Raw genomic sequence first — 20,848 nt, forward strand, 5'->3', positions numbered from 1 at the left:
TTTTCTTTAAACTCCTGTATTGATCATTTTTACAATAAATCATGCAGTAAATTCAGTTTTTTCATTTATCTAATTGATAAATAATATTTTTTTGAATGTTCTGGCTATATGAAAACATTTTTTTATCGTAGAAGATCCCTAAAGAAGAGCTGATAGTTCATGTTCTACACAAAAATTCGCTTTGTATATCAATCAATTGAACAAAAGATAAATTATCTTTAGGATTTCAATATTCGGTTGGGGTTTGGGTATAAAGTCGATAACACGAACTTAATACTTAGAGCTAGGAGTCTTGTTAAACCCCACTACAATGAGCTCTGTCATTTACGTTTCCCGCCCCATCTTCAACACCTCATAAAATGTCCCCCGCCCAAGCCCATCTGACGGCACTTCCCGCTCCTGCGCCAGCGTCTTCAGCTTACGAAGTATCCGATCCGAAGCCGGTTTATCTGACGTTCCATAACGCCCGTCAGTCTCCTCAACCAGAAGCTGAACCAGCAACCAGCAGAGCCTGGCAGTATTCTCCCGAGCCTTATCGCGTTTATGTATCCCACGCTGGGAAGGTTGTGTGGAAGCAGTGAGATCCGGCAGCGCGTCGTCACCGAGCGTCTTCAGCCACTTGCGGCCACGGCTGCTGCGCGACAGTTTCATCACCGCCTTCAGGCTGCGGTCTTTCACTTCTGGTGGCGTCAGTTCGTCATCAATAAGCCGCCATGCCAGCGCGAACATCTCATCGACATAGAACATGCGTTTGTTCGCCGGGGCGCTGACCATGCCCGTTGCTTTGATGGTGCGGCTGATGGCGTCGTGCAGGATACGGTAATTTTCCTGATGTTCTTCCGGCAGGGCGTTTGCAGGTTGGGAAGCATCAAGGCCGAGAAGCAGAAGGGCGAGATGCCGCGCTTCCAGCAGCGGCATATCGCATTCCCGTTCAAACAGATTCTGACGAATGGGACTGGTCACATTATTCTCCTTCCACGATCCGCAGCGGTTCTTCTTCACCGAGCAATGCCTGCCGTCTGGCGGCATCAACGTAGTTTCCCCACCACTGCATCAGCGGTCGCCTTTGTTCCAGATAGTCGCTGCGGTTGTAGGCCGCTTCGATCTCGTCTTCTTTCTGGTGTGCCAGCGCAGACTCCAGGACTTCGCGGGGAAAATGACCTGCGCCCGCCGTTCTGGCGATGCTGCGCATGCCGTGGGCGACCAGTTCGCCGCCAAACCCCATGCGGATAAGCGCGGCGTTCGCGGTCTGCTGGTGCATATGCTCCAGTGGTTTGCGGATACTGGGGAAAACCCACGGGCGATGGCGACTGACGGGCTCCATAACCTGAAGAACGCGCAGCGCCTGTTTGCTGAGCGGCACCGTGTGCGAACGGTTCATCTTCATAAAAGTATCGGGGATGCGCCATTCCGCTTTTTTCATATCAATGTCGCACCAGCGGGCGCTGACGGCTTCGCCGGGGCGAACCCAGGTCAGTAGCTCCCATTCGATCAGACAGCGGGTTTCCTTGCGGATAGATGCGTTCTGTAGCGCCAGCATTAGCCTGCCCAGTTCACTGGGGTGAAGGGCGGGCATATTCTGCTTTTTCGGTTTTTTGAAGCGGGCGACCAGGTTGTCAGCCGGATTGAACTCGATGAGCTCTTCGGAGATGGCGAAGCGGAATATTTCATTGAGCCGTGAGATAACCCGCCGCAGCGTTTCGAGGATGCCCTGTTCTTCCAGCGGGGTGAGATGTTCCTTGAGCATCTTCGGGCGGATCTCGATGACGGGCGTGTTACCCAGAGAAGGGAAGACATGCATCTCCAGCGAACGCCAGACATCTTTGGCGTGATCTTCGCTAAGATCGCTGGTCCGTTTCTTCTCTTTGAGCCATTGTTCCGCAACTTTTTCCAGCGTGCATTCATTCTGGAGTCGTTGCTCCTCTGCAACCTGCTCCAGATGGGCCTGCGGGTCGATGCCCTGCACGAGTAAACGCCGGTATTGCAACCTGAAATCTCGCGCCATGGCGAGGGTGACTACCGGATAGGGGCCAATGCTGATTTTGGTCCGTTTTTTCAGCGCCGGGGGAGTGTATTCGAAGTACCAGATCTTTCTGCCGGATGGCTTAATCAACAACGCCAGTCCGTCGCCATCGCGCAGCATATACTCGGTCTTCTGCGGCTTGGCGGCAGCGATCTCGGTATTGGTTAGGGATTTCAATACCTTAGGCATGTTTTTGCACCTTGTTTTTTTAGCGTTCTGGCAACGCGGTGCAAAACAAGATACATAATGCTCAAGATTCATACAGAGATCATGACCACACATGCAACAAAAAAGCCTGCAACTCGTTGAAGTTACAGGCTTTTTTAAGGTTCATGATGCATCATGAATGAATGTTTGGTGGAGCTGGCGGGAGTTGAACCCGCGTCCGAAATTCCTACATCCTCGGTACTACATGCTTAGTCAGTCTTTACATTCGCCTGGCACCTGCGGACAGACACGCCACTACCAGACTAGCCTGATTAGTTTTAACGCTTCAACCCCAGGCAGGGCCTCCACGCGATCTCTTTTGGGTTTGACCTCTCTTTGATCCCCGTCTTAAGAGCGGAAGCTAGGGAGAGAGGGCTCAGAGCAGGTTATTAAGCTGCTAAAGCGTAGTTTTCGTCGTTTGCGACTATTTTTTTGCGGCTTTTTACGAGGCCAACCGCCCCTCGGCATGCACCTTGGGTTTCGCAAATCCCGTCGAATCCAGAATCAGCCCCAATGTGTATGTTGAGTATAACAGATTTATGAATGCGCTTACCAGCCCTCGTTTCGAGGATTATGGCGTCAGGTTGGGTGAAAAATCAGCATCAACAATGATATAGCGTCAGGGTCAGCAAAACTGACCCTGATGGAAAGGGGAATTAACGACCCGCGTGCTTCATAATTCGGGCTTTATCTACCGCCCACTCGCGGTCTTTGATATCGGTACGCTTGTCGTGCTGCTTTTTACCTTTCGCTACGCCGATTTTGACTTTGCACCAGGCGTTCTTCCAGTACAGCGAAAGAGCGACCACAGTGTAACCTTCGCGGTTGATACGCCCGTACAGGGTATCCAGTTCACGCTGGTTGAGCAGGAGCTTGCGGGTACGCGTCGGGTCGCAGACGTAGTGAGTGGAAGCAACGGCCATTGGCGTAAAGTTGGCGCCAAACAGATAGGCTTCGCCATCTTTCAAAATGACATAGCTATCACCTATGTTGGCTTTACCTGCGCGGAGAGATTTTACTTCCCATCCCTGCAGGGCAAGACCAGCCTCGTATTCATCTTCGATAAAGTATTCATGACGGGCGCGTTTATTCAGCGCTATGGTGGCTGATCCAGGTTTGTGGGCTTTTTTCTTAGTCATAATATCCTGAAGTCATCGTCTTAAAACAGTCGTACCTCAATCTTCCCGCGAGGCGTAATGGGCTATCTTAGCACGAGTTGCGGTACAGCGTTTTTTTTAGCAGCAGATAAATGATATTATTTGCACCGTGTTTATATGTGGAACCTGCTATGCCTCAGATTAGCCGTACCGCCCTGGTGCCGTTCAGTGCGGAACAGATGTATCAACTGGTAAATGATGTGAAGTCCTACCCTGATTTTCTGCCGGGCTGTACCGGTAGCCGGGTTTTGGAGCTCGGGCCGACGCAGATGACCGCGGCGGTTGACGTATCCAAAGCGGGTATCAGCAAGACCTTCACAACGCGAAATACGCTGACCAGTAACCAAAGTATTCTCATGAGTCTGGTCGATGGTCCGTTTAAGAAGCTGATTGGCGGTTGGAAATTTATCCCCCTAAGCCCGGAAGCGTGCAAAATTGAGTTTCATCTCGATTTTGAATTCACCAATAAGCTGATTGAAATGGCGTTTGGTCGCATTTTCAAAGAGCTGGCCATGAATATGGTGCAGGCGTTCACGACGCGGGCAAAAGAGGTCTACAGTGCTGGCTAACATCGTCGTTGAAGTAGCCTACGCGTTGCCGGAAAAGCAGTATCTGCAAAGCGTTAAGCTGGAAGAGGGCGCGACGGTCGAGCAGGCGATCGTGGCCAGCGGTCTTCTGGCGCTGCGTGATGATATCGATCTGGCGAAGAACAAGGTGGGTATTTTTAGCCGCCCGGCGAAGCTTCAGGATCGGGTCCACGATGGCGATCGGGTAGAGATCTATCGGCCGCTGATTGCAGACCCGAAAGAGCTGCGTCGCCAGCGGGCTGAGAAGAGCGCGGGAAAGTAACCGTTTCGCGCAAAGCTCAGAGATAAAAAAAGCGCTCATTGAGCGCTTTTTGCATATTGATAGCCTTACTCCGCCGTCAGGGCAGGTTTGTTATCAATGTTGGTCAGCACACCGCTGCTGTTGAAGGTCAGGGTAAGCGTCTGTTGGGTAACTTTTTCATGCCCAGGCTGCTGACGGAAAACGTAGAACCAGGTATTGGTGCCAAACGGATCCGACATCATCGGGGTACCAAGAGCATAGGCAACCTGTTGTTGCGTCATGCCGACACGAATTTTTGCTACGTCGGTTGGTGCCAGATAGTTACCCTGGTTGATGTCAGGACGGTAAACCACTCGTTCCAGAGTGGAACAGCCTGCGGTCAACATAAGAAGAACCGCTGCGGCAGCAGTCAGCATTTTACAGCGCATAGTGATTTGATTCCTTTTTGGGCCCGAGCAGTACGTGGCTCATCTGTAATATGCCGATGATAATAGACCTTTGCCCGGTTGGGAACCTTCGGCTGCAGGTCTATCGGCAATTTGCTGTTCACTATGACTCTGTGAAAATCAAAAAGTTTAGGCGGCAAGCAACTCTTTCGCGTTTGCCAGGGTATTACGAGTGACTTCACTACCGCCCAGCAGGCGGGCCAGTTCCTGCAAACGAGCGCGTTTATCCAGAGGGTGCATGTGCGTCTCGGTCATTTCACCGTCCGTTTCCTTGCAGACGAAGAAATGGTGATGTCCACAACCGGCAACCTGCGGTAAGTGGGTGACGCACATCACCTGGGTTGATTCGCCTAATTGACGCAGCAGTTTACCGACGACCGCCGCCGTAGGGCCGCTGATGCCGACATCCACTTCATCGAAAATCAATGCCGGAGTTTCCATCTTACGCGCGGTGATGACCTGAATCGCCAGCGCAATACGTGACAGCTCGCCTCCGGAGGCAACTTTAGCAATCGGCTGCAGCGGCTGACCCGGGTTAGTGGTGACGCGGAATTCGATATGGTCCGCGCCTTCAGCCGTAAGGTGGCGTTCATCAAACGCGACATCAATGGCGAACACACCGTGCGGCATCGAGAGTGAGTGCATACTCTCCGTAATTAGCCGAGTCAATTCATCGGCGCTATTTTGGCGCAGGGTATGCAGCTGCTTTGCCGTATCCAGCGCCAGCTGATGATGCTCAACGACCAGTTGGCTAAGAGATTCCAGAGAACCGGCGCTATCATCCAGCATACGCTGCTCTTCCAGTAGTGATTGGTAAAGGTCAGGAAGCTCTTCGGGCGTGATTTGATGCTTCCGCGCCAGGGCGATCTGTCGGGATATACGCTGCTCCAGCTCAAACAGGCGGTTCGGATCGAGATCGAGGCGATCGTGATAATGGCGCAGTTCGTCCGTTGCTTCGCTAAGCTGGATAGACGCCTCTTCAAGCATATCGAGTACCCCGGAGAGGTTACTGTCCATACCTGCCAGCTCGCTGACCAGCTGCTTCGCGGCGTACAGTTGACTCTGCAGGTTGGATTCTTCGCCGTCCGCCAGTACCGTCAGCGCATGCTGGCAGGTCGTCAGCAGCTGACCGCTGTTAGCCAGACGTTTGTACTCTTCGTCAATTTGTTCGAATTCACCCGACTGCGGGTTGAACTCGTTTAGCTCTTTTAATTGATATTGCAGCAGGTCCGCACGGGCTGCGCGCTCCTGGCTTTGCTGCTGATGCTGCGCCAGATCGCGACAGCTTTTATGCCACTGACGATAGCGCTCTGCCATTATCTGAGTAAGCGCATACTCACCGGTATAGCCATCAAGCAGCGTCTTCTGGTGTTCGGGTTTAGTCAGCAGCTGGTGGGCATGCTGGCCGTGGATCTGGATAAGCAGTTGACCCAGATCGCGAAGCTGGGATAAAGGGACAGCCGTGCCGTTAATAAAACCGCGAGAGCGGCCGTCTGCGCTGATGACGCGGCGAAGTAAACACTCACGCCCGTTTTCCAGCTGGTTCTGTTCCAGCCAGCGCTGAGCGGCAGGTGTGTCTTTCAGGGAGAAGCGGGCGCATAGATCAGCCCGGTTGGCGCCTCTGCGCACCATATCGGCTTCCGCCCGACCACCGAGGCACAGCCCCAGCGCGTCGATAGCGATCGATTTACCGGCGCCGGTCTCGCCGGTAATGGCGGTCATACCGCTGTGAAAATCGATTTCAAGCTCACGGACAATAGCAAAATTACTAATAGTGAGTTGTGCCAACATAGCTGCCTTCCTGTATGAAAAACCATTACTGTGTTTTCGTACAGTATAATCTGGTTTTTTATCCAGTAAAGGGGCTGGCTATAAAATCAGAACAATTTTTTCGACCAGCCAAGCTTGGTGCTTAATGTATTGAAATAGCTGTAATCTTTTGGATGGATGAGATTAAGGTGATAATCACAGCGGCGGATCAGCACATCTTCACCATCCTGAATTGGAAGCGCTATCTGGCTATCGCAGCTAATTTCGAGGTCGCTACAGCGTTGAGAAAAGCGCAGGCGAATGGTGCTGTCACCGTTGATCACCAGCGGGCGTGCCGAGAGCGTATGCGGGAACATGGGGACCAGGGTGATAGCATCCAGTGAAGGCGTGAGAATCGGCCCTCCGGCAGAGAGTGAATAAGCCGTGGAGCCGGTGGGCGTGGAGATAATCAGGCCATCGGAGCGCTGAGAGAAAGCAAACACCTCATCAATGTAAACTTCAAACTCAATCATATGCGCCACTTTGCCGGGGTGCAGGACAACTTCATTAATTGCCGTGCTGATGCGCTTCTGGCAATCCTGCTGACACACCTGAGCTTCCAGCAGAAAGCGTTTTTCGGCGATATAGTGGCCTTCGAGCACATCGGCGAGCTGCTGTAGCGCGTTATCCGGGTCGAGATCGGTCAGAAAACCGAGGTTGCCGCGGTTAATCCCAATAACGTTAATGTCGTAGCGCGCCAGCGTACGCGCTGCGCCGAGCATATTGCCATCGCCGCCAACCACGACGGCCAGGTCTGCCTGTTGGCCAATTTCGGCCAGCGTCCCGGTCTTCACATTGCTGAGCTGCAGTTCATGCGCGATTTGCTGCTCAACCAGCACTTCATAACCTTTGCTGGACAGCCAGCGCCAGAGCATTTCATGTGTGGTCAGCGCGGTTGGGTGACGAGGGTGTCCCACAATGCCTATACACTTGAAGTGGTTCTTCATGATCTGGATGTCCTTGCGTTAAATGAATAGTGACAATCTGGCCGCGTTCCCTTGAAACCAGGAAACTGATCCCCATAATAAGCGAAGTTAGCGAGATGAATGCGAAAAAAACGCGGAGAAATTCATGAGTAGTAAAGAACAGAAAACGCCTGAGGGGCAAGCCCCGGAAGAAATTATCACGGAGCAGCACGACGACGTTGAGGCGGTAGAGCCTGAGGTTTCGGCTGAGCAGGTGGATCCGCGCGATGAAAAAATTGCGAATCTGGAAGCTCAGCTTGCTGAAGCGCAGAAGCGCGAACGTGAAGTATTGCTGCGTGCGAAAGCCGATGAAGATAACCTGCGCCGCCGTACCGAGCTGGATATCGAAAAAGCGCATAAGTTTGCGCTGGAGAAATTCGTCAACGAGCTGCTGCCGGTCATCGACAGCCTGGATCGCGCGCTGGAAGTCGCTGATAAAGCTAACCCGGATATGGCGCCGATGGTTGAAGGCATCGAACTGACGCTGAAGTCCATGCTCGACGTGGTACGTAAGTTCGGCGTGGAAGTGATTGGCGATACGAACGTGCCGCTGGATCCGAACGTCCATCAGGCCATTGCGATGGTTGAGTCCGAAGACGTCGCGCCAGGCAACGTGCTGGGCGTTATGCAAAAGGGTTATACCCTGAACGGTCGTACTATTCGCGCGGCGATGGTCACCGTCGCGAAAGCGAAGTAAATAAGCGAAACGGCTACCGCGAGGTGGCCGTTTTTCTATTCCCTTCTGCCAGTTCCGCAGGGTGGCTATGACTCAGCCACGCTCTCGCGAATGGGTTTAACCGGCATCACCTTCACCCGTTTAATCATATTCTCCTGAACATCAAGAATATCGATATCATACTGTTCGATGCGTACGCGGGTACCCGGAGCGGGGATCTCTTCGAGTGCTTCGAGGATGATACCGTTAATGGTTCGCGCTTCATCTTCCGGGAGATGCCAGTTAAATGCCTTGTTGATTTCCCGTACGTTGGCGGTTCCATCGATAATCACTGAGCCATCATTAAGCGGCGTCACCTCTTCAGCAAGCGTAGGCGACATTGAAGTCGTAAAATCGCCGACGATCTCTTCGAGGATATCCTCAACCGTAACCAGTCCCTGAATGTCGCCATATTCATCAACGACCAGACCCACTTTCTTTTTATTGCGCTGGAATTTCACCAGCTGCGTACTGAGCGGCGTTCCTTCCGGCACGAAGTAAATTTCATCGGCGGCGCGCAGCATGACTTCTTTTGTGAACTCTTTTTTCTCGGTCATCAGGCGATAAGCTTCGCGTACCCGCAGCATGCTGATGGCATCGTCCAGCGTGTCGCGGTACAGCACGATGCGCCCGTGCGGAGAGTGAGTCAGCTGGCGGACGATGGATTTCCAGTCGTCGTTAATATTGATACCGACAATATCGTTGCGCGGGACCATGATGTCGTCAACGCTGACTTTCTCGAGGTCCAGCACGGAGAGCAGCATGTCCTGATTGCGGCGGGAGATCTGCGAACGTGATTCATTAACGATAGTACGCAGCTCATCTTTGCTTAATGCCCCGCTAATGACAATGTCGGTTTTAATGCCCATCATGCGCATCAGAATGCGGGTAATCGTGTTGAGCAACCACACCAGCGGCATCATCAGTATTTGCAGCGGCGCGAGCAGGAGGCTGCTGGGATAGGCGACCTTTTCCGGATAGAGCGCCGCAATGGTTTTTGGCAGCACTTCGGCAAACACCAGCACCACAAACGTCAGGACGCCGGTGGCAATGGCGACGCCGGCATCGCCGTACAGGCGCATGCCCACAATGGTGCCCAACGCCGAGGCAAGAATGTTGACGAGGTTATTGCCAATGAGAACCAGGCTAATGAGACGGTCAGGCTTACGCAGGAGCTTTTCGACGCGTTTTGCCTGACGATTGCCCTGCTTGGCCATATGACGCAGGCGATAGCGGTTTAGCGTCATCATGCCGGTTTCTGAACCGGAGAAATAGGCGGAGATAACCACCATGACGATCAGCGTTACGATCAGCGTGGTGGTGGAGATATGTTCCACTTGGGCTTCCTTAAAGACTTAGCTCATGAACTGTTGCAATACGCGGCTACCAAAGTAGGCCAGCGTCAGCAGCCCTGCGCCAGTCACGTTAAACCAGACGACCCGGCGTCCGCGCCACCCTTCATGATAGTGGCCCCAAAGCAGGACGATATAAACGAACCACGCAATAATAGACAGTACTGCTTTATCAATGTTTTCCGCGCTAAACAGGTTGTGCATATAAAACAACCCGGTGCACAGCGTCAGGGTTAATAGCACCACGCCTATCTGGGTGATGTGGAACATTTTACGTTCAATGCTCATCAGCGGCGGCATTTCGCTACTGAAGGTCAGCTTTTTATTCTTTAGCTGATAGTCAATCCACGCCAGCTGCAGCGCGTAAAGCGCAGCGATAATCAGGGTAGCATAAGAAAAGAGCGACAGGCCGATATGGACCAACATCCCCGGCGTGGTTTCCAGATGCGTGATGTACTCGTTCGGCATAAAGGTCGCGAACGCGAGGTTGATTAAGGCGAAGGTGTAAACAATGGGCAGCAATAGCCAGCCGCGATTACGCGAAGCGACGATGGTCATCACCGTACAGATCATCAGGCTGACCAGCGATCCCACGTTTAATAGACTGAGGTTCTGCCCGCTTTCGCCGCCGGGAAAAATGCGTGACTCTAGCGCGAAGGCGTGACAAATCAACGCAATAGTTGCGGAAAGAATCGCCATCCGCCGCCAGCTGCTGTTTTTTTGCAGCAGGCCAGGGACGATCAGCGCGAGGCTGATGGAGTAGGCGACAAGAGCGAGTAGAGCAAAAACAGGCATATGGGCGTCGACTGTTGACTAAATAGTAAAGAGAAGCAGTATAGCGTCACGCGACTCTGGCTCCAACCGTTGCAGCACATTCGCGTTTATGTCGTGTTATACTGCGCCCATTCCGTTTTTGTGTCGCTGCGGCGACCGACCGTTTCCACCTCAGGCGAGAGACAATGTTTGATAATTTAACCGATCGTTTGTCGCGTACGCTGCGCAACATTAGCGGCCGCGGACGCCTTACTGAAGACAATATTAAAGATACCCTGCGCGAAGTGCGTATGGCGCTGCTGGAGGCGGACGTTGCTCTGCCTGTGGTACGTGACTTCATCAACCGCGTAAAAGAAAGCGCGGTAGGTCATGAAGTCAACAAAAGCCTGACCCCGGGCCAGGAGTTCGTCAAAATCGTGCGCAACGAACTGGTTGCCGCGATGGGCGAAGAGAACCAGGCGCTGGATTTAGCCGCGCAGCCGCCAGCCGTGGTGCTGATGGCCGGTTTGCAGGGGGCGGGTAAAACCACCAGCGTCGCGAAGCTGGGTAAGTTCCTGCGTGAAAAGCACAAGAAGAAAGTGCTGGTGGTTTCCGCTGACGTCTATCGCCCTGCGGCGATCAAGCAGCTGGAAACGCTGGCCGAGCAGGTTAGCGTTGATTTCTTCCCGTCTGACGTAGGTCAGAAGCCGGTTGATATCGTTAATGCCGCGCTGAAGGAAGCGAAGCTCAAATTCTACGACGTGCTGCTGGTGGATACCGCCGGTCGTCTGCACGTTGATGAAGCGATGATGGATGAGATTAAGCAGGTTCATGCGTCTCTCAATCCAGTAGAAACCCTGTTTGTTGTCGATGCGATGACCGGCCAGGATGCGGCGAACACGGCGAAAGCGTTTAACGAGGCCCTGCCGTTGACCGGGGTCGTGCTGACCAAAGTGGACGGCGACGCCCGCGGCGGTGCGGCGCTGTCGATTCGTCATATCACCGGCAAGCCGATTAAATTCCTTGGCGTTGGCGAGAAAACCGAAGCGCTGGAGCCGTTCCACCCGGACCGTATCGCTTCCCGTATTCTCGGCATGGGCGACGTTCTGTCGCTGATCGAAGATATCGAAAGTAAGGTTGACCGTGCGCAGGCTGAAAAGCTGGCTTCCAAACTGAAAAAAGGCGACGGTTTTGATCTCACCGATTTCCTTGAACAGCTGCGGCAGATGAAAAACATGGGCGGTATGGCCAGCCTGATGGGCAAGCTGCCGGGCATGGGACAGATACCGGACAACGTTAAATCGCAGATGGACGATAAGGTGCTGGTGCGTATGGAAGCCATCATCAACTCGATGACGCTAAAAGAGCGCGCGAAACCGGAAATTATTAAAGGTTCGCGCAAGCGCCGCATCGCCGCAGGCTGCGGAATGCAGGTGCAGGATGTTAACCGTCTGCTCAAACAGTTTGACGATATGCAGCGCATGATGAAGAAGATGAAGTCGAAAGGCGGCATGATGAAGATGATGCGCGGAATGAAAGGTATGATGCCGCCTGGGTTCCCCGGGGGGCGATAGTATCGTCGCTATTTTGCTGTCGGGGCGCGCTTCTTTTTTTATCCATTGTTGGCGCGCTCTGGCTCAGTTACCCCATTTAGGGGGCCTTCCACGGCAGAGTTTATAACTGCTGATTGCAATTTCCCCAGAAATCAGTAAAATTTTCGGGCTTTTAATATGACACCGGGCTCCGTTCCTCGATGGGGCCCGGTGTTTTATTCACACAAGAGGATGTTATGGTTACTATTCGTTTAGCACGTCACGGCGCGAAAAAGCGTCCGTTCTACCAGGTTGTTGTTACCGACAGCCGTAATGCACGCAACGGTCGCTTCATTGAGCGCGTTGGTTTCTTCAACCCGATCGCTTCTGCGACCGAAGAAGGAACTCGTCTGGATCTGGATCGTATCGCTCACTGGGTTGGCCTGGGCGCTACTGTTTCCGATCGCGTAGCTGCGCTGATCAAAGCCGCTAACAAAGCAGCTTAATCTGTCACGGTGGTCATGATGAGCAAGCAACACACCGCACAAGCACCTGTTGAACCGATTGTATTAGGCAAGATGGGTTCTTCCTACGGTATCCGTGGTTGGCTCAGAGTGTTTTCCTCCACCGAAGACGCCGAAAGCATTTTTGACTATCAGCCCTGGTTTATCCAGAAGGCGGGTCAGTGGCAGGTTGTTGAGCTGGAAAGCTGGCGCCACCACAATCAGGATATCGTCATTAAGCTGAAAGGCATTGACGATCGCGATGCAGCGAATCTTTTGACTAATTGCGAAATTGTCGTGGATTCATCGCAGCTGCCTGCGCTTGAAGAGGGTGACTATTACTGGAAAGACCTGATGGGCTGCCAGGTAGTGACCACTGAAGGCTATGGTCTCGGTAAAGTCATCGATATGATGGAAACTGGATCTAATGACGTTCTCGTCATCAAGGCAAACCTGAAAGATGCATTTGGTATCAAGGAGCGGCTGGTTCCGTTCCTCGATGGGCAGGTTATCAAGAAAGTCGATCTCGCTACTCGTACTATCGAAGTAGATTGGGATCCTGGTTTTTAAATTCTCCGGATAAACGGTAAAAAAACGGCGCTATGGGGATTGGCTTGTGTTTATAGGTATCGTTAGCCTGTTTCCTGAAATGTTCCGCGCAATTACCGATTACGGGGTAACTGGCCGGGCAGTAAAAAATGGCCTGCTGAGCATCCAGAGCTGGAGTCCTCGTGATTTCGCTCATGACCGACACCGTACCGTGGACGATCGTCCTTACGGCGGCGGACCGGGGATGTTAATGATGGTGCAACCTTTACGGGATGCCATTCATGCAGCAAAAGCCGCGGCAGGTGAAGGCGCAAAGGTGATTTATCTTTCACCTCAGGGACGCAAGCTTGATCAAGCGGGCGTCAGCGAACTGGCAACCAATCAGAAGCTGATTTTGGTATGCGGTCGCTACGAAGGCGTAGATGAGCGCGTAATTCAGACCGAGATTGATGAAGAATGGTCAATCGGCGATTACGTTCTCAGCGGTGGCGAGCTACCGGCAATGACGCTGATTGACTCCGTTTCCCGGTTTATTCCGGGGGTTCTGGGTCATGAAGCTTCAGCAATCGAGGACTCTTTTGCTGAAGGATTGCTGGATTGCCCGCACTATACGCGGCCTGAAGTGTTAGAAGGTATGGAAGTACCGCCGGTATTGCTGTCGGGAAACCACGCTGAGATACGTCGCTGGCGTCTGAAGCAGTCGCTGGGCCGGACCTGGCTTAGAAGACCTGAACTTTTGGAAAACCTGGCTCTGACTGAAGAGCAAGCAAGGTTGCTGGCGGAGTTCAAAAAGGAACTCGCGCAACAGCAGCATAAACATGATGGGATGGCGTAAGCCCCCAATATCAGTTTACCCAGGATAAGAGATTAAATTATGAGCAACATTATTAAGCAACTTGAACAAGAACAGATGAAGCAGGACGTACCTTCCTTCCGTCCGGGTGATACCGTGGAAGTGAAAGTATGGGTTGTTGAAGGTTCCAAAAAACGTCTGCAGGCATTCGAGGGCGTGGTTATCGCTATTCGTAACCGCGGTCTGCACTCTGCATTCACTGTTCGTAAAATTTCCAACGGCGAAGGCGTTGAGCGTGTCTTCCAGACTCACTCTCCGGTAGTTGACAGCATTTCTGTCAAACGTCGTGGTGCTGTACGTAAAGCTAAACTGTACTACCTGCGTGAGCGTACCGGTAAGTCTGCTCGTATCAAAGAGCGTCTTAACTAAGATTCGCTTTCGCGACATCCTGAATGAGAGGGCTGGCCTGATGGGCTGGCCCTTTTTTTATCTTTATTTTAACCATTTTATTGTGAATCATTTACAATACGGCCCTTATTCGGAGGGGCGGTGGTCAGCGATATTCTTCATCAATCAGCATCTCAACGGCGGGCCGCATGGCTGGCGCTGTTTGCGATCGCGCTGATCGTGGTGGCGCCGTTGATCTCAGTCGCTTTGCAAAAAGATCCGATGAGCGGGATGCACCACGCAATGATGACGATGGCGGAAGATGCGCCATTACATCAGATGGCGATGATGCACGCCGACGCTTCGACGCCGCAACGCTCGCACGGCGTACCGCTCGATCATGCTGAAGCCTGTGGCTACTGCGTGCTGTTAGCTCACGTGCCAGGCCTGATTTTCGCGCTGATGCTGCTGCTTGTCATGGTGCTTCGACGCCAGCGGGTCCCTGTTAGCCGACCAGTACACAAACACTGGCATTACTTTCCCTGGCTTTATCCTCTTACCCGAGCGCCGCCGCGTCCGTCTGCTTTCCCCCTTACATAAAAAATAACCTGCGCACTGCGCAACGTTCTCTTTTGCTTTTAAAAAAGGAAAAGTATGACTACCTGCACCTCGCGCGCGGCATGGCTGAACCTGCTGCGGCGTCTTCATTTCTATATCGGACTGTTTATCGGACCGTTTATTTTTGCGGCGGCTCTGACCGGTACGCTATATGTCGCCACTCCACAGCTGGAAAGCTGGCTCTATCAGAATGCGCTTCGCGGTACGCTCAGTGGAGAAAAACAGCCGCTCAGCGCGCAAATTACCGTAGCAACAGAGGCTATACAGGGAAACCTGCGCCTGCATGCGGTACGCCCGGGGATACTGGCTGGCGATACTACCCGAGTGATGTTTATTGACCCGAACCTTGGCGAGTCGGAAACGCGGGCAATTTTTGTCGATCCGGTGACGTTAAGCGTGAAAGGAGATCTGCCGGTTTACGGTACCAGCGGTATTTTGCCGCTGCGTCAGTGGATTGATTATGCCCACCGCTCATTGCTCCTGGGGAGCGTTGGCCGCCTGTACAGCGAGCTCGCTGCGTCCTGGATGTGGGTTGCCGCTCTCGGTGGGATCGCGCTGTGGTCGATGACCCGCCCGCGTCGTCGCATTAACAATAAGATGCAGAATAGCCGCCGCCTGCATGTCTCTCTCGGATGGGCATTGCTGGTCGGTATGCTCATATTCTCTGCGACCGGTTTAACCTGGTCACAATGGGCCGGTGGTAACGTCGATAAGATGCGCGCCGCCTTTGGTTGGCTGACGCCACAGGTGAATACGCAGCTGGAAAGCGCCGTTCCGGCAGTTCACGATTCGCATGCGGAACATCATATGGGAAGCAAGATGATGGGCGAGGCGGCATCGCCGCTGCGCGTAGAGGAGTTTGACAAGATTCTGCTGGCCGCACGCGCTGCGGGGTTGGATGCCGGCAAGCTGGAGATTCGACCGCCGTCGGGCCCCGGGCGCGCGTGGACGGTAAATGAAATCGACAGAAGCTGGCCAACCCAGGTTGATGCTGTCGCGATCGAGGGGTCAACGATGCGGATCGTGGACCGTACGCATTTTTCCGACTTTCCGCTCATGGCCAAGCTGACCCGCTGGGGGGTTGATTTCCATATGGGAATTTTGTTCGGCCTTGTTAATCAGCTATTGCTTATCGCGTTCGGAACCGCACTCTGCGTGATGATAGTGGTGGGATACCGCTTGTGGTGGATCCGCCGCCCGGCGCGCGCGGCGGCTAACCCGGCCAATACGTTGATACAGGCGTGGTTTGGATTAGCATGGCCCGCTCGTCTGCTGACTGCCGTTATTGCGGTGTTGTTGGGGGTAGCGCTGCCGCTAATGGGGGGCAGCCTCGCGCTATGTCTCGCCGTTGATTATCTGCGCTGGCGCGCAGCAACGGCGATGTTAGAGGCTAAATCAGTCGAATAGGTTGTTTAAGGCGTGCTGATAACCACCGTGACGCGGCGGTTTTCAGCGCGTCCTTTCGCGGTATCGTTACTGGCTATCGGATACTTTTTCCCGAGTCCGCGAGTGGTCAAATTGGCGCGCGGAATATTCGCCCCTTCGGCCCATGCATCCGCAACGCTGTTGGCGCGCTTAAGCGATAACATTTCGTTGTAGCCATCTTCGCCGTAATTATCAGTATGGCCTTCGAGGCGGCTGTGGGTAATACCGGTGGTGGCCAGGCGTGAAGCCATCGTGCGGATTTGCTGCTTGCTATCGGCACGCAGGTGGTAATCATTTTTATCAAATAAGATGGTATCAGATATTCCTAATGACCAGTCGCCGTTGGTTTCAGTAAAGCCGTATGACTTCATTGCTGCAATTTGTTCTGCAGAGAATTTTCCTTGCGGAGCCTGGCAGCCGCTAAAAAAAATTGCGGCAAGTAAAGCAGGTGCAAAATATTTCCCAATCATGGTGATTCCTTTTATTTTTGCGTTTGCTGCAAGCGCTGGTGTTTCATCCGATACATATTTTGATCGGCAAGCTCTTGCAGATTTTCCGCGGAGGCATGTTCCCAGGTTAAAGCGTATCCAATACTCAGTGACAGACTGGTGGTGTGGCCATTGTGGAGATTAAATGGCTGGATAAACTGTTCGGACAACGCACGGCACAGGGCCTGAACTTCGGTCTCTGAATGCACATCGCGTAGCAGAATGGCAAATTCATCGCCGCCGAGACGCCACGCCTGATGCTGTTTGCCGACAAAGGCCATCAGGCGGCTCGCGACTTCAATTAACACTTTATCGCCAGCTGCATGGCCCCAGTTATCGTTAATAAGCTTGAAGTTATCGCCATCAAGAAATAACAGCGCGGAACTACTGTGGACGGTTTCGTCTTTCATCAGCTCATTAATGACATTACGGAAAGCCGCTCTGTTAGCCAGACCGGTTAACGGATCGTGCAATGAACTGCGCAGGAGCTGGGCATTTTTAGCCTGAAGCTGCCGCTGCCAGTCCTCCATTTCGCCCAATAGGCTATTAAAGTCCTGGGCAAACAGGTGGAATTCTTCAATGCGCTCTTCGGGGACCCGGCGAGAAAAATGGCGATTTTCGCGAATATCATGCACCACTTCGGTAATGCTCTGTAACGCAGCCACAATGCCGCGGTGCAGCGAGTGGGTCAGGAGCAAGGCGATGCAGGAAGCAAGAAAAATGCTGCCGGTGAGCACAATAATTGAGATGCCAAGAAAATAGCTTATCAGCCGGTCCAGCGCGGTCAGACGGAGTTCACCGATGATTTTCCCCTGGTGCCAGATAGGCTGTACCGTGGGGTCAGGGAATAGCCATTTGCTGATAACGTCGCTGATTTTATCCTGCCTGACCAGCCGCTCGTTATGCCATGAGGCGAAGGGCTTTTGTCGGCCATCGACCAGAATGGCTTTGGAGAATTGCCCCTGTCTTCCCAGCGTGGCCAGCGTATCTTCAGCCGCTGCGCTATCGCCAAAAACGAGCGCGGCTTCCAGGCTGCGGCCCATGGTAGCGGCGGTAAGCTCCAGGTTTTTTTGTGCGTATTGCTTAAGTGTGAATATGGAAGCGGCGCAGAGTAACAGCCAGACCAGTGTCATAGAGATCACCACGCTTATCATGCTGATACGGCGCAGCGCTCTTTTAAATGTGGGGCGCGGGGCCTGAGAAAAATCCTTATTCATGTGATGTTTTCCGGGCAAGCATCAGTACCTCGGGATTAACCCGAACGCCGCTGTGCGTCAGTACATCCAGATTTACGGAAAATCTGACTCTCTCATTGTTTATAAGCAGGCAAAAAGCGCTGCCAATAGAGCAATCGGTGTTTTGTTCCGCAATAAGTAATAGGGGCCGGTTTCCATATTTGGCCGTAAATTCAGACTGTTGGATCGGTGATTCACTGCCAAAATAAAAACCATCGCAGGTCGTCTGTAAGGCTTCTTCTGTATTACGAACAATCACGGGTTTATAAGGCAATATTTCCGGTGCTTCTTCGGCCAGGCTATGGATATAACGTGATGTCGAAAAAATACATAGCCTTGGAGGACCTGATAATTGCGGCCAGCGTGTATAAGTCACGATCCCCGAAACGATCGTCCGAACATTTTCAGACGGTCCGGAGGCAACAGCAGAGATACCCACGAGTGATAGTACTAAAGTCAAAAAGAGACGGTGAAGAACAGTCATTACGGTTCCGTCAGGTTGTCATTGCGTGGGGGATGCAGATTGCTGAAACCCGGGCGAAGAATAGCATTATTGATGAAAAGCGTCATTAGCCAGCCTCGCCGCTTTAAGATAATTCTCACCAGGATTTTTCGTAAAAGAATCGCTTTTAAAAAGGGAGTAACGGGCGTTAAATCGCTATGTGTAAATAATAATGTACAATATAAAGGGAGTTTAGCGCGATTTAATTTCCATGTGTAAAGTAAAATTTACGGAATATGGATTGAAATCTTTACTTTGTGTGGTATCGTTACGTCATCCTCGCTGAGGCAATAACTATCGCAAACGAGCTATACAGGATCGCAATCATGCAAAAAGACGCGCTGAACAACGTACATATTACCGATGAACAGGTTTTGATCACTCCGGATCAGTTGAAAGCTGAATTCCCTTTGAGCGTTGAGCAGGAAGCGCAGATCGCGCACTCTCGGCAGACCATCTCTGACATCATCGCCGGTCGCGATCCGCGCTTGCTGGTGGTGTGTGGTCCTTGCTCAATTCACGATCCTGAAACCGCCATTGAGTACGCTCGTCGTTTTAAAGCTCTTGCCGCAGAGGTCAGCGATAGCCTCTATCTGGTCATGCGCGTCTATTTTGAAAAACCCCGTACCACCGTTGGCTGGAAAGGGCTGATTAACGATCCGCATATGGATGGTTCTTTTGATGTGGAAGGCGGCCTGAAGATTGCGCGTCATCTGCTGGTTGAACTGGTCAATATGGGGCTACCGTTGGCGACGGAAGCGTTGGATCCAAATAGTCCTCAGTACCTCGGCGATCTGTTTAGCTGGTCCGCTATCGGCGCGCGTACGACGGAATCCCAGACTCACCGCGAAATGGCTTCAGGCCTGTCGATGCCGGTTGGGTTTAAAAACGGCACCGACGGTAGCCTTGCCACCGCCATTAACGCGATGCGCGCTGCCGCAATGCCGCACCGTTTCGTCGGCATCAACCAGGCTGGACAGGTGTGCCTGCTGCAAACCCAGGGCAACCCGAACGGTCACGTCATTTTGCGCGGTGGGAAAGCGCCAAACTATGGCCCGGAAGACGTCGCGAAGTGCGAAAAAGAGATGACTCAGGCGGGACTGAAGCCTTCCCTGATGGTAGATTGCAGCCATGGGAATTCGAATAAAGACTACCGCCGTCAGCCCGCGGTTGCGGAATCCGTGGTCGCGCAGATCAAAGATGGTAACCGTTCCATTATTGGTCTGATGATTGAGAGCAATATCCACGAAGGTAATCAGTCCTCTGAGCAGCCGCGTTGCGATATGAAATACGGCGTCTCGGTGACCGATGCCTGCATTAGTTGGGAAACCACCGATGCGCTGCTCCGCGAACTTGATAAGGATCTGCGAGGCCATCTGGCGACTCGTCTGGCGTAAGAGGATTGTATGGTTGCTGAACTGACCGCGTTACGCGATCAAATTGATGAAGTCGATAAAGCGCTGCTGGAGCTGCTGGCGAAGCGCCTGGAGCTGGTAGCGCAAGTCGGAGAGGTTAAAAGCCATTATGGCCTGCCGATTTACGTCCCTGAGCGTGAATCGGCGATGCTGGCCTCCCGCCGTGAGGAGGCTGCTGCGCTTGGGGTTCCGCCGGATCTTATCGAAGATGTCCTGCGTCGCGTCATGCGTGAGTCTTATTCCAGCGAAAACGATAAAGGTTTTAAAACGCTTTATCCGAACCTGCGTCCGGTCGTTATTGTCGGTGGCGGCGGGCAAATGGGGCGTCTGTTTGAGAAAATGCTGACGCTTTCCGGATATCAGGTTCGTATCCTGGAGAAAGACGACTGGTCGCGGGCGGACGAGATTGTCGCCGATGCCGGTATGGTTATCGTCAGCGTGCCGATTCATATCACGGCGGCGACGATTGCTCAGCTGCCTCCGCTGCCGGCGGACTGCATCCTGGTCGATTTGGCTTCGGTGAAAGCGGAACCGCTGCAGGCGATGCTGGCTGCGCATAAAGGTCCGGTATTGGGTCTGCATCCTATGTTTGGTCCTGATAGCGGCAGCCTGGCGAAGCAGGTAGTGGTGTATTGCGATGGCCGCCAGCCTGAGGCCTACCAGTGGTTTCTTGAGCAAATTCAGGTCTGGGGCGCTCGGTTGCATCGTATCAGCGCCGTCGAACACGACCAGAACATGGCCTTTATTCAGGCGTTGCGCCACTTTGCTACCTTCGCTTATGGCCTGCATCTGGCCGAAGAGAACGTGCGTCTTGAGCAACTTTTAGCGCTCTCGTCGCCAATTTATCGTCTGGAGCTGGCGATGGTTGGCCGACTGTTTGCCCAGGATCCGCAGCTCTACGCTGACATTATTATGTCCTCGGAAAATAACCTGGCGCTGATTAAGCGATACTACCAGCGTTTCGGTGAAGCTATCGGCCTGCTGGAGCAGGGGGATAAACAGGCGTTTATCGATAGCTTCCGTAAGGTTGAACACTGGTTCGGGGACTATGCCCAGCGCTTCCAGAGCGAAAGCCGGACGTTGCTGCGCCAGGCGAATGATAATCGGCAGTAAGGCGTAAAACGCGTATACAATAAAGCCAGAGGG

Annotated in this window: 23 protein-coding genes and 1 other RNA gene; 12 read left to right on the top strand and 12 right to left on the bottom strand. The window is 52.9% G+C overall.

Translation table 11 applies throughout. The features are described 5' to 3' along the window. Positions 1–324 precede the first annotated feature (324 nt). From CMQ96_RS14475 to smpB, 4 genes are all read right to left on the bottom strand, one after another. A complete protein-coding gene (locus tag CMQ96_RS14475) occupies positions 325–963 on the bottom strand; it encodes a hypothetical protein (protein WP_098066966.1) in 639 nt (212 codons plus the stop codon). Between the two features lies 1 nt (position 964). Further along, positions 965–2,212: an integrase domain-containing protein gene (locus CMQ96_RS14480; protein WP_098066967.1), complete on the bottom strand. Its 1,248-nt coding sequence runs from the start codon at positions 2,210–2,212 to the stop codon at positions 965–967. A gap of 166 nt (positions 2,213–2,378) precedes the next feature. After that, positions 2,379–2,742: a transfer-messenger RNA gene (gene ssrA / locus CMQ96_RS14485) on the bottom strand. A 144-nt stretch (positions 2,743–2,886) separates the two neighbouring features. Continuing rightward, a complete protein-coding gene (gene smpB, locus CMQ96_RS14490; protein WP_004104655.1) occupies positions 2,887–3,369 on the bottom strand; it encodes an SsrA-binding protein SmpB in 483 nt (160 codons plus the stop codon). Between the two features lie 149 nt (positions 3,370–3,518). On the opposite strand from smpB, the gene CMQ96_RS14495 reads away from it, so the two are divergent. Together CMQ96_RS14495 and CMQ96_RS14500 are read left to right on the top strand one after the other, a co-directional pair. Next, complete coding sequence (locus tag CMQ96_RS14495; protein WP_004104653.1) at positions 3,519–3,956, top strand: type II toxin-antitoxin system RatA family toxin; 438 nt, start codon at positions 3,519–3,521, stop codon at positions 3,954–3,956. After that, the gene (locus tag CMQ96_RS14500; RefSeq protein ID WP_098066968.1) at positions 3,946–4,236 is read left to right on the top strand and encodes an RnfH family protein; all 291 of its coding nucleotides are present in this window, start codon (positions 3,946–3,948) and stop codon (positions 4,234–4,236) included. The genes CMQ96_RS14495 and CMQ96_RS14500 overlap by 11 nt, the downstream gene beginning before the upstream one ends. Before the next feature lie 65 nt (positions 4,237–4,301). Here CMQ96_RS14500 and bamE read toward each other — a convergent pair whose 3' ends face one another. The 3 genes from bamE to nadK form a co-directional block, all read right to left on the bottom strand. After that, on the bottom strand, positions 4,302–4,643 hold the full coding sequence (gene bamE, locus CMQ96_RS14505) for an outer membrane protein assembly factor BamE (RefSeq protein ID WP_004123807.1): 342 nt from the start codon (positions 4,641–4,643) through the stop codon (positions 4,302–4,304). 147 nt (positions 4,644–4,790) lie between these two features. Further along, the gene (recN, locus tag CMQ96_RS14510; protein WP_024358397.1) at positions 4,791–6,452 is read right to left on the bottom strand and encodes a DNA repair protein RecN; all 1,662 of its coding nucleotides are present in this window, start codon (positions 6,450–6,452) and stop codon (positions 4,791–4,793) included. 86 nt (positions 6,453–6,538) lie between these two features. Further along, positions 6,539–7,417, bottom strand: coding sequence for an NAD(+) kinase (gene nadK / locus CMQ96_RS14515; protein WP_004104646.1), 879 nt, complete (start codon positions 7,415–7,417; stop codon positions 6,539–6,541). 124 nt (positions 7,418–7,541) lie between these two features. Here nadK and grpE point away from each other — a divergent pair, with 124 nt between their 5' ends. Then, the gene (grpE, locus tag CMQ96_RS14525) at positions 7,542–8,132 is read left to right on the top strand and encodes a nucleotide exchange factor GrpE (RefSeq protein WP_004123793.1); all 591 of its coding nucleotides are present in this window, start codon (positions 7,542–7,544) and stop codon (positions 8,130–8,132) included. A gap of 65 nt (positions 8,133–8,197) precedes the next feature. Here the strand turns inward: grpE and CMQ96_RS14530 are convergent, their stop codons facing one another. Together CMQ96_RS14530 and CMQ96_RS14535 are read right to left on the bottom strand one after the other, a co-directional pair. Further along, on the bottom strand, positions 8,198–9,487 hold the full coding sequence (locus CMQ96_RS14530) for an HlyC/CorC family transporter (RefSeq protein ID WP_004853327.1): 1,290 nt from the start codon (positions 9,485–9,487) through the stop codon (positions 8,198–8,200). 18 nt (positions 9,488–9,505) lie between these two features. Beyond that, positions 9,506–10,297, bottom strand: coding sequence for an inner membrane protein YpjD (locus CMQ96_RS14535; RefSeq protein ID WP_004123787.1), 792 nt, complete (start codon positions 10,295–10,297; stop codon positions 9,506–9,508). A gap of 164 nt (positions 10,298–10,461) precedes the next feature. Between CMQ96_RS14535 and ffh the strand changes: the two genes are divergently transcribed. From ffh to CMQ96_RS14570, 7 genes are all read left to right on the top strand, one after another. After that, positions 10,462–11,829: a signal recognition particle protein gene (ffh, locus tag CMQ96_RS14540; protein ID WP_004123779.1), complete on the top strand. Its 1,368-nt coding sequence runs from the start codon at positions 10,462–10,464 to the stop codon at positions 11,827–11,829. A gap of 215 nt (positions 11,830–12,044) precedes the next feature. Further along, entirely contained in the window at positions 12,045–12,293 is a 249-nt protein-coding gene (gene rpsP, locus CMQ96_RS14545) for a 30S ribosomal protein S16 (RefSeq protein ID WP_004123777.1), read from the top strand. 18 nt (positions 12,294–12,311) lie between these two features. Further along, on the top strand, positions 12,312–12,860 hold the full coding sequence (rimM, locus tag CMQ96_RS14550) for a ribosome maturation factor RimM (RefSeq protein WP_004123774.1): 549 nt from the start codon (positions 12,312–12,314) through the stop codon (positions 12,858–12,860). Between the two features lie 46 nt (positions 12,861–12,906). Then, positions 12,907–13,674: a tRNA (guanosine(37)-N1)-methyltransferase TrmD gene (trmD, locus tag CMQ96_RS14555; protein WP_004104636.1), complete on the top strand. Its 768-nt coding sequence runs from the start codon at positions 12,907–12,909 to the stop codon at positions 13,672–13,674. A gap of 39 nt (positions 13,675–13,713) precedes the next feature. Next, entirely contained in the window at positions 13,714–14,061 is a 348-nt protein-coding gene (gene rplS / locus CMQ96_RS14560; protein ID WP_004104634.1) for a 50S ribosomal protein L19, read from the top strand. A gap of 120 nt (positions 14,062–14,181) precedes the next feature. Then, a complete protein-coding gene (locus tag CMQ96_RS14565) occupies positions 14,182–14,619 on the top strand; it encodes a DUF2946 domain-containing protein (protein WP_049086775.1) in 438 nt (145 codons plus the stop codon). Positions 14,620–14,673: 54 nt separating this feature from the next. Next, on the top strand, positions 14,674–16,044 hold the full coding sequence (locus CMQ96_RS14570; RefSeq protein WP_049086776.1) for a PepSY domain-containing protein: 1,371 nt from the start codon (positions 14,674–14,676) through the stop codon (positions 16,042–16,044). 5 nt (positions 16,045–16,049) lie between these two features. On the opposite strand, the gene CMQ96_RS14575 is transcribed toward CMQ96_RS14570, so the two are convergent. Genes CMQ96_RS14575 through CMQ96_RS14585 form a run of 3 tightly spaced genes read right to left on the bottom strand, consistent with a single transcriptional unit; the run spans position 16,050 to position 18,269 of the window. Beyond that, positions 16,050–16,532, bottom strand: coding sequence for an OmpA family protein (locus CMQ96_RS14575; RefSeq protein WP_098066969.1), 483 nt, complete (start codon positions 16,530–16,532; stop codon positions 16,050–16,052). 11 nt (positions 16,533–16,543) lie between these two features. Next, on the bottom strand, positions 16,544–17,767 hold the full coding sequence (gene dgcN / locus CMQ96_RS14580; RefSeq protein WP_004136930.1) for a diguanylate cyclase DgcN: 1,224 nt from the start codon (positions 17,765–17,767) through the stop codon (positions 16,544–16,546). Continuing rightward, entirely contained in the window at positions 17,760–18,269 is a 510-nt protein-coding gene (locus CMQ96_RS14585) for a YfiR family protein (protein WP_049250678.1), read from the bottom strand. The genes dgcN and CMQ96_RS14585 overlap by 8 nt, the downstream gene beginning before the upstream one ends. A 344-nt stretch (positions 18,270–18,613) precedes the next feature. On the opposite strand from CMQ96_RS14585, the gene aroF reads away from it, so the two are divergent. Then, complete coding sequence (aroF, locus tag CMQ96_RS14590) at positions 18,614–19,684, top strand: 3-deoxy-7-phosphoheptulonate synthase AroF (protein ID WP_098066970.1); 1,071 nt, start codon at positions 18,614–18,616, stop codon at positions 19,682–19,684. Positions 19,685–19,693: 9 nt separating this feature from the next. Beyond that, the gene (tyrA, locus tag CMQ96_RS14595; RefSeq protein ID WP_004136934.1) at positions 19,694–20,815 is read left to right on the top strand and encodes a bifunctional chorismate mutase/prephenate dehydrogenase; all 1,122 of its coding nucleotides are present in this window, start codon (positions 19,694–19,696) and stop codon (positions 20,813–20,815) included. Positions 20,816–20,848 lie beyond the last annotated feature (33 nt).

It is taken from the genome of Klebsiella sp. MBT K-1, assembly GCF_002556465.1.
Classification (GTDB): domain Bacteria; phylum Pseudomonadota; class Gammaproteobacteria; order Enterobacterales; family Enterobacteriaceae; genus Klebsiella; species Klebsiella grimontii.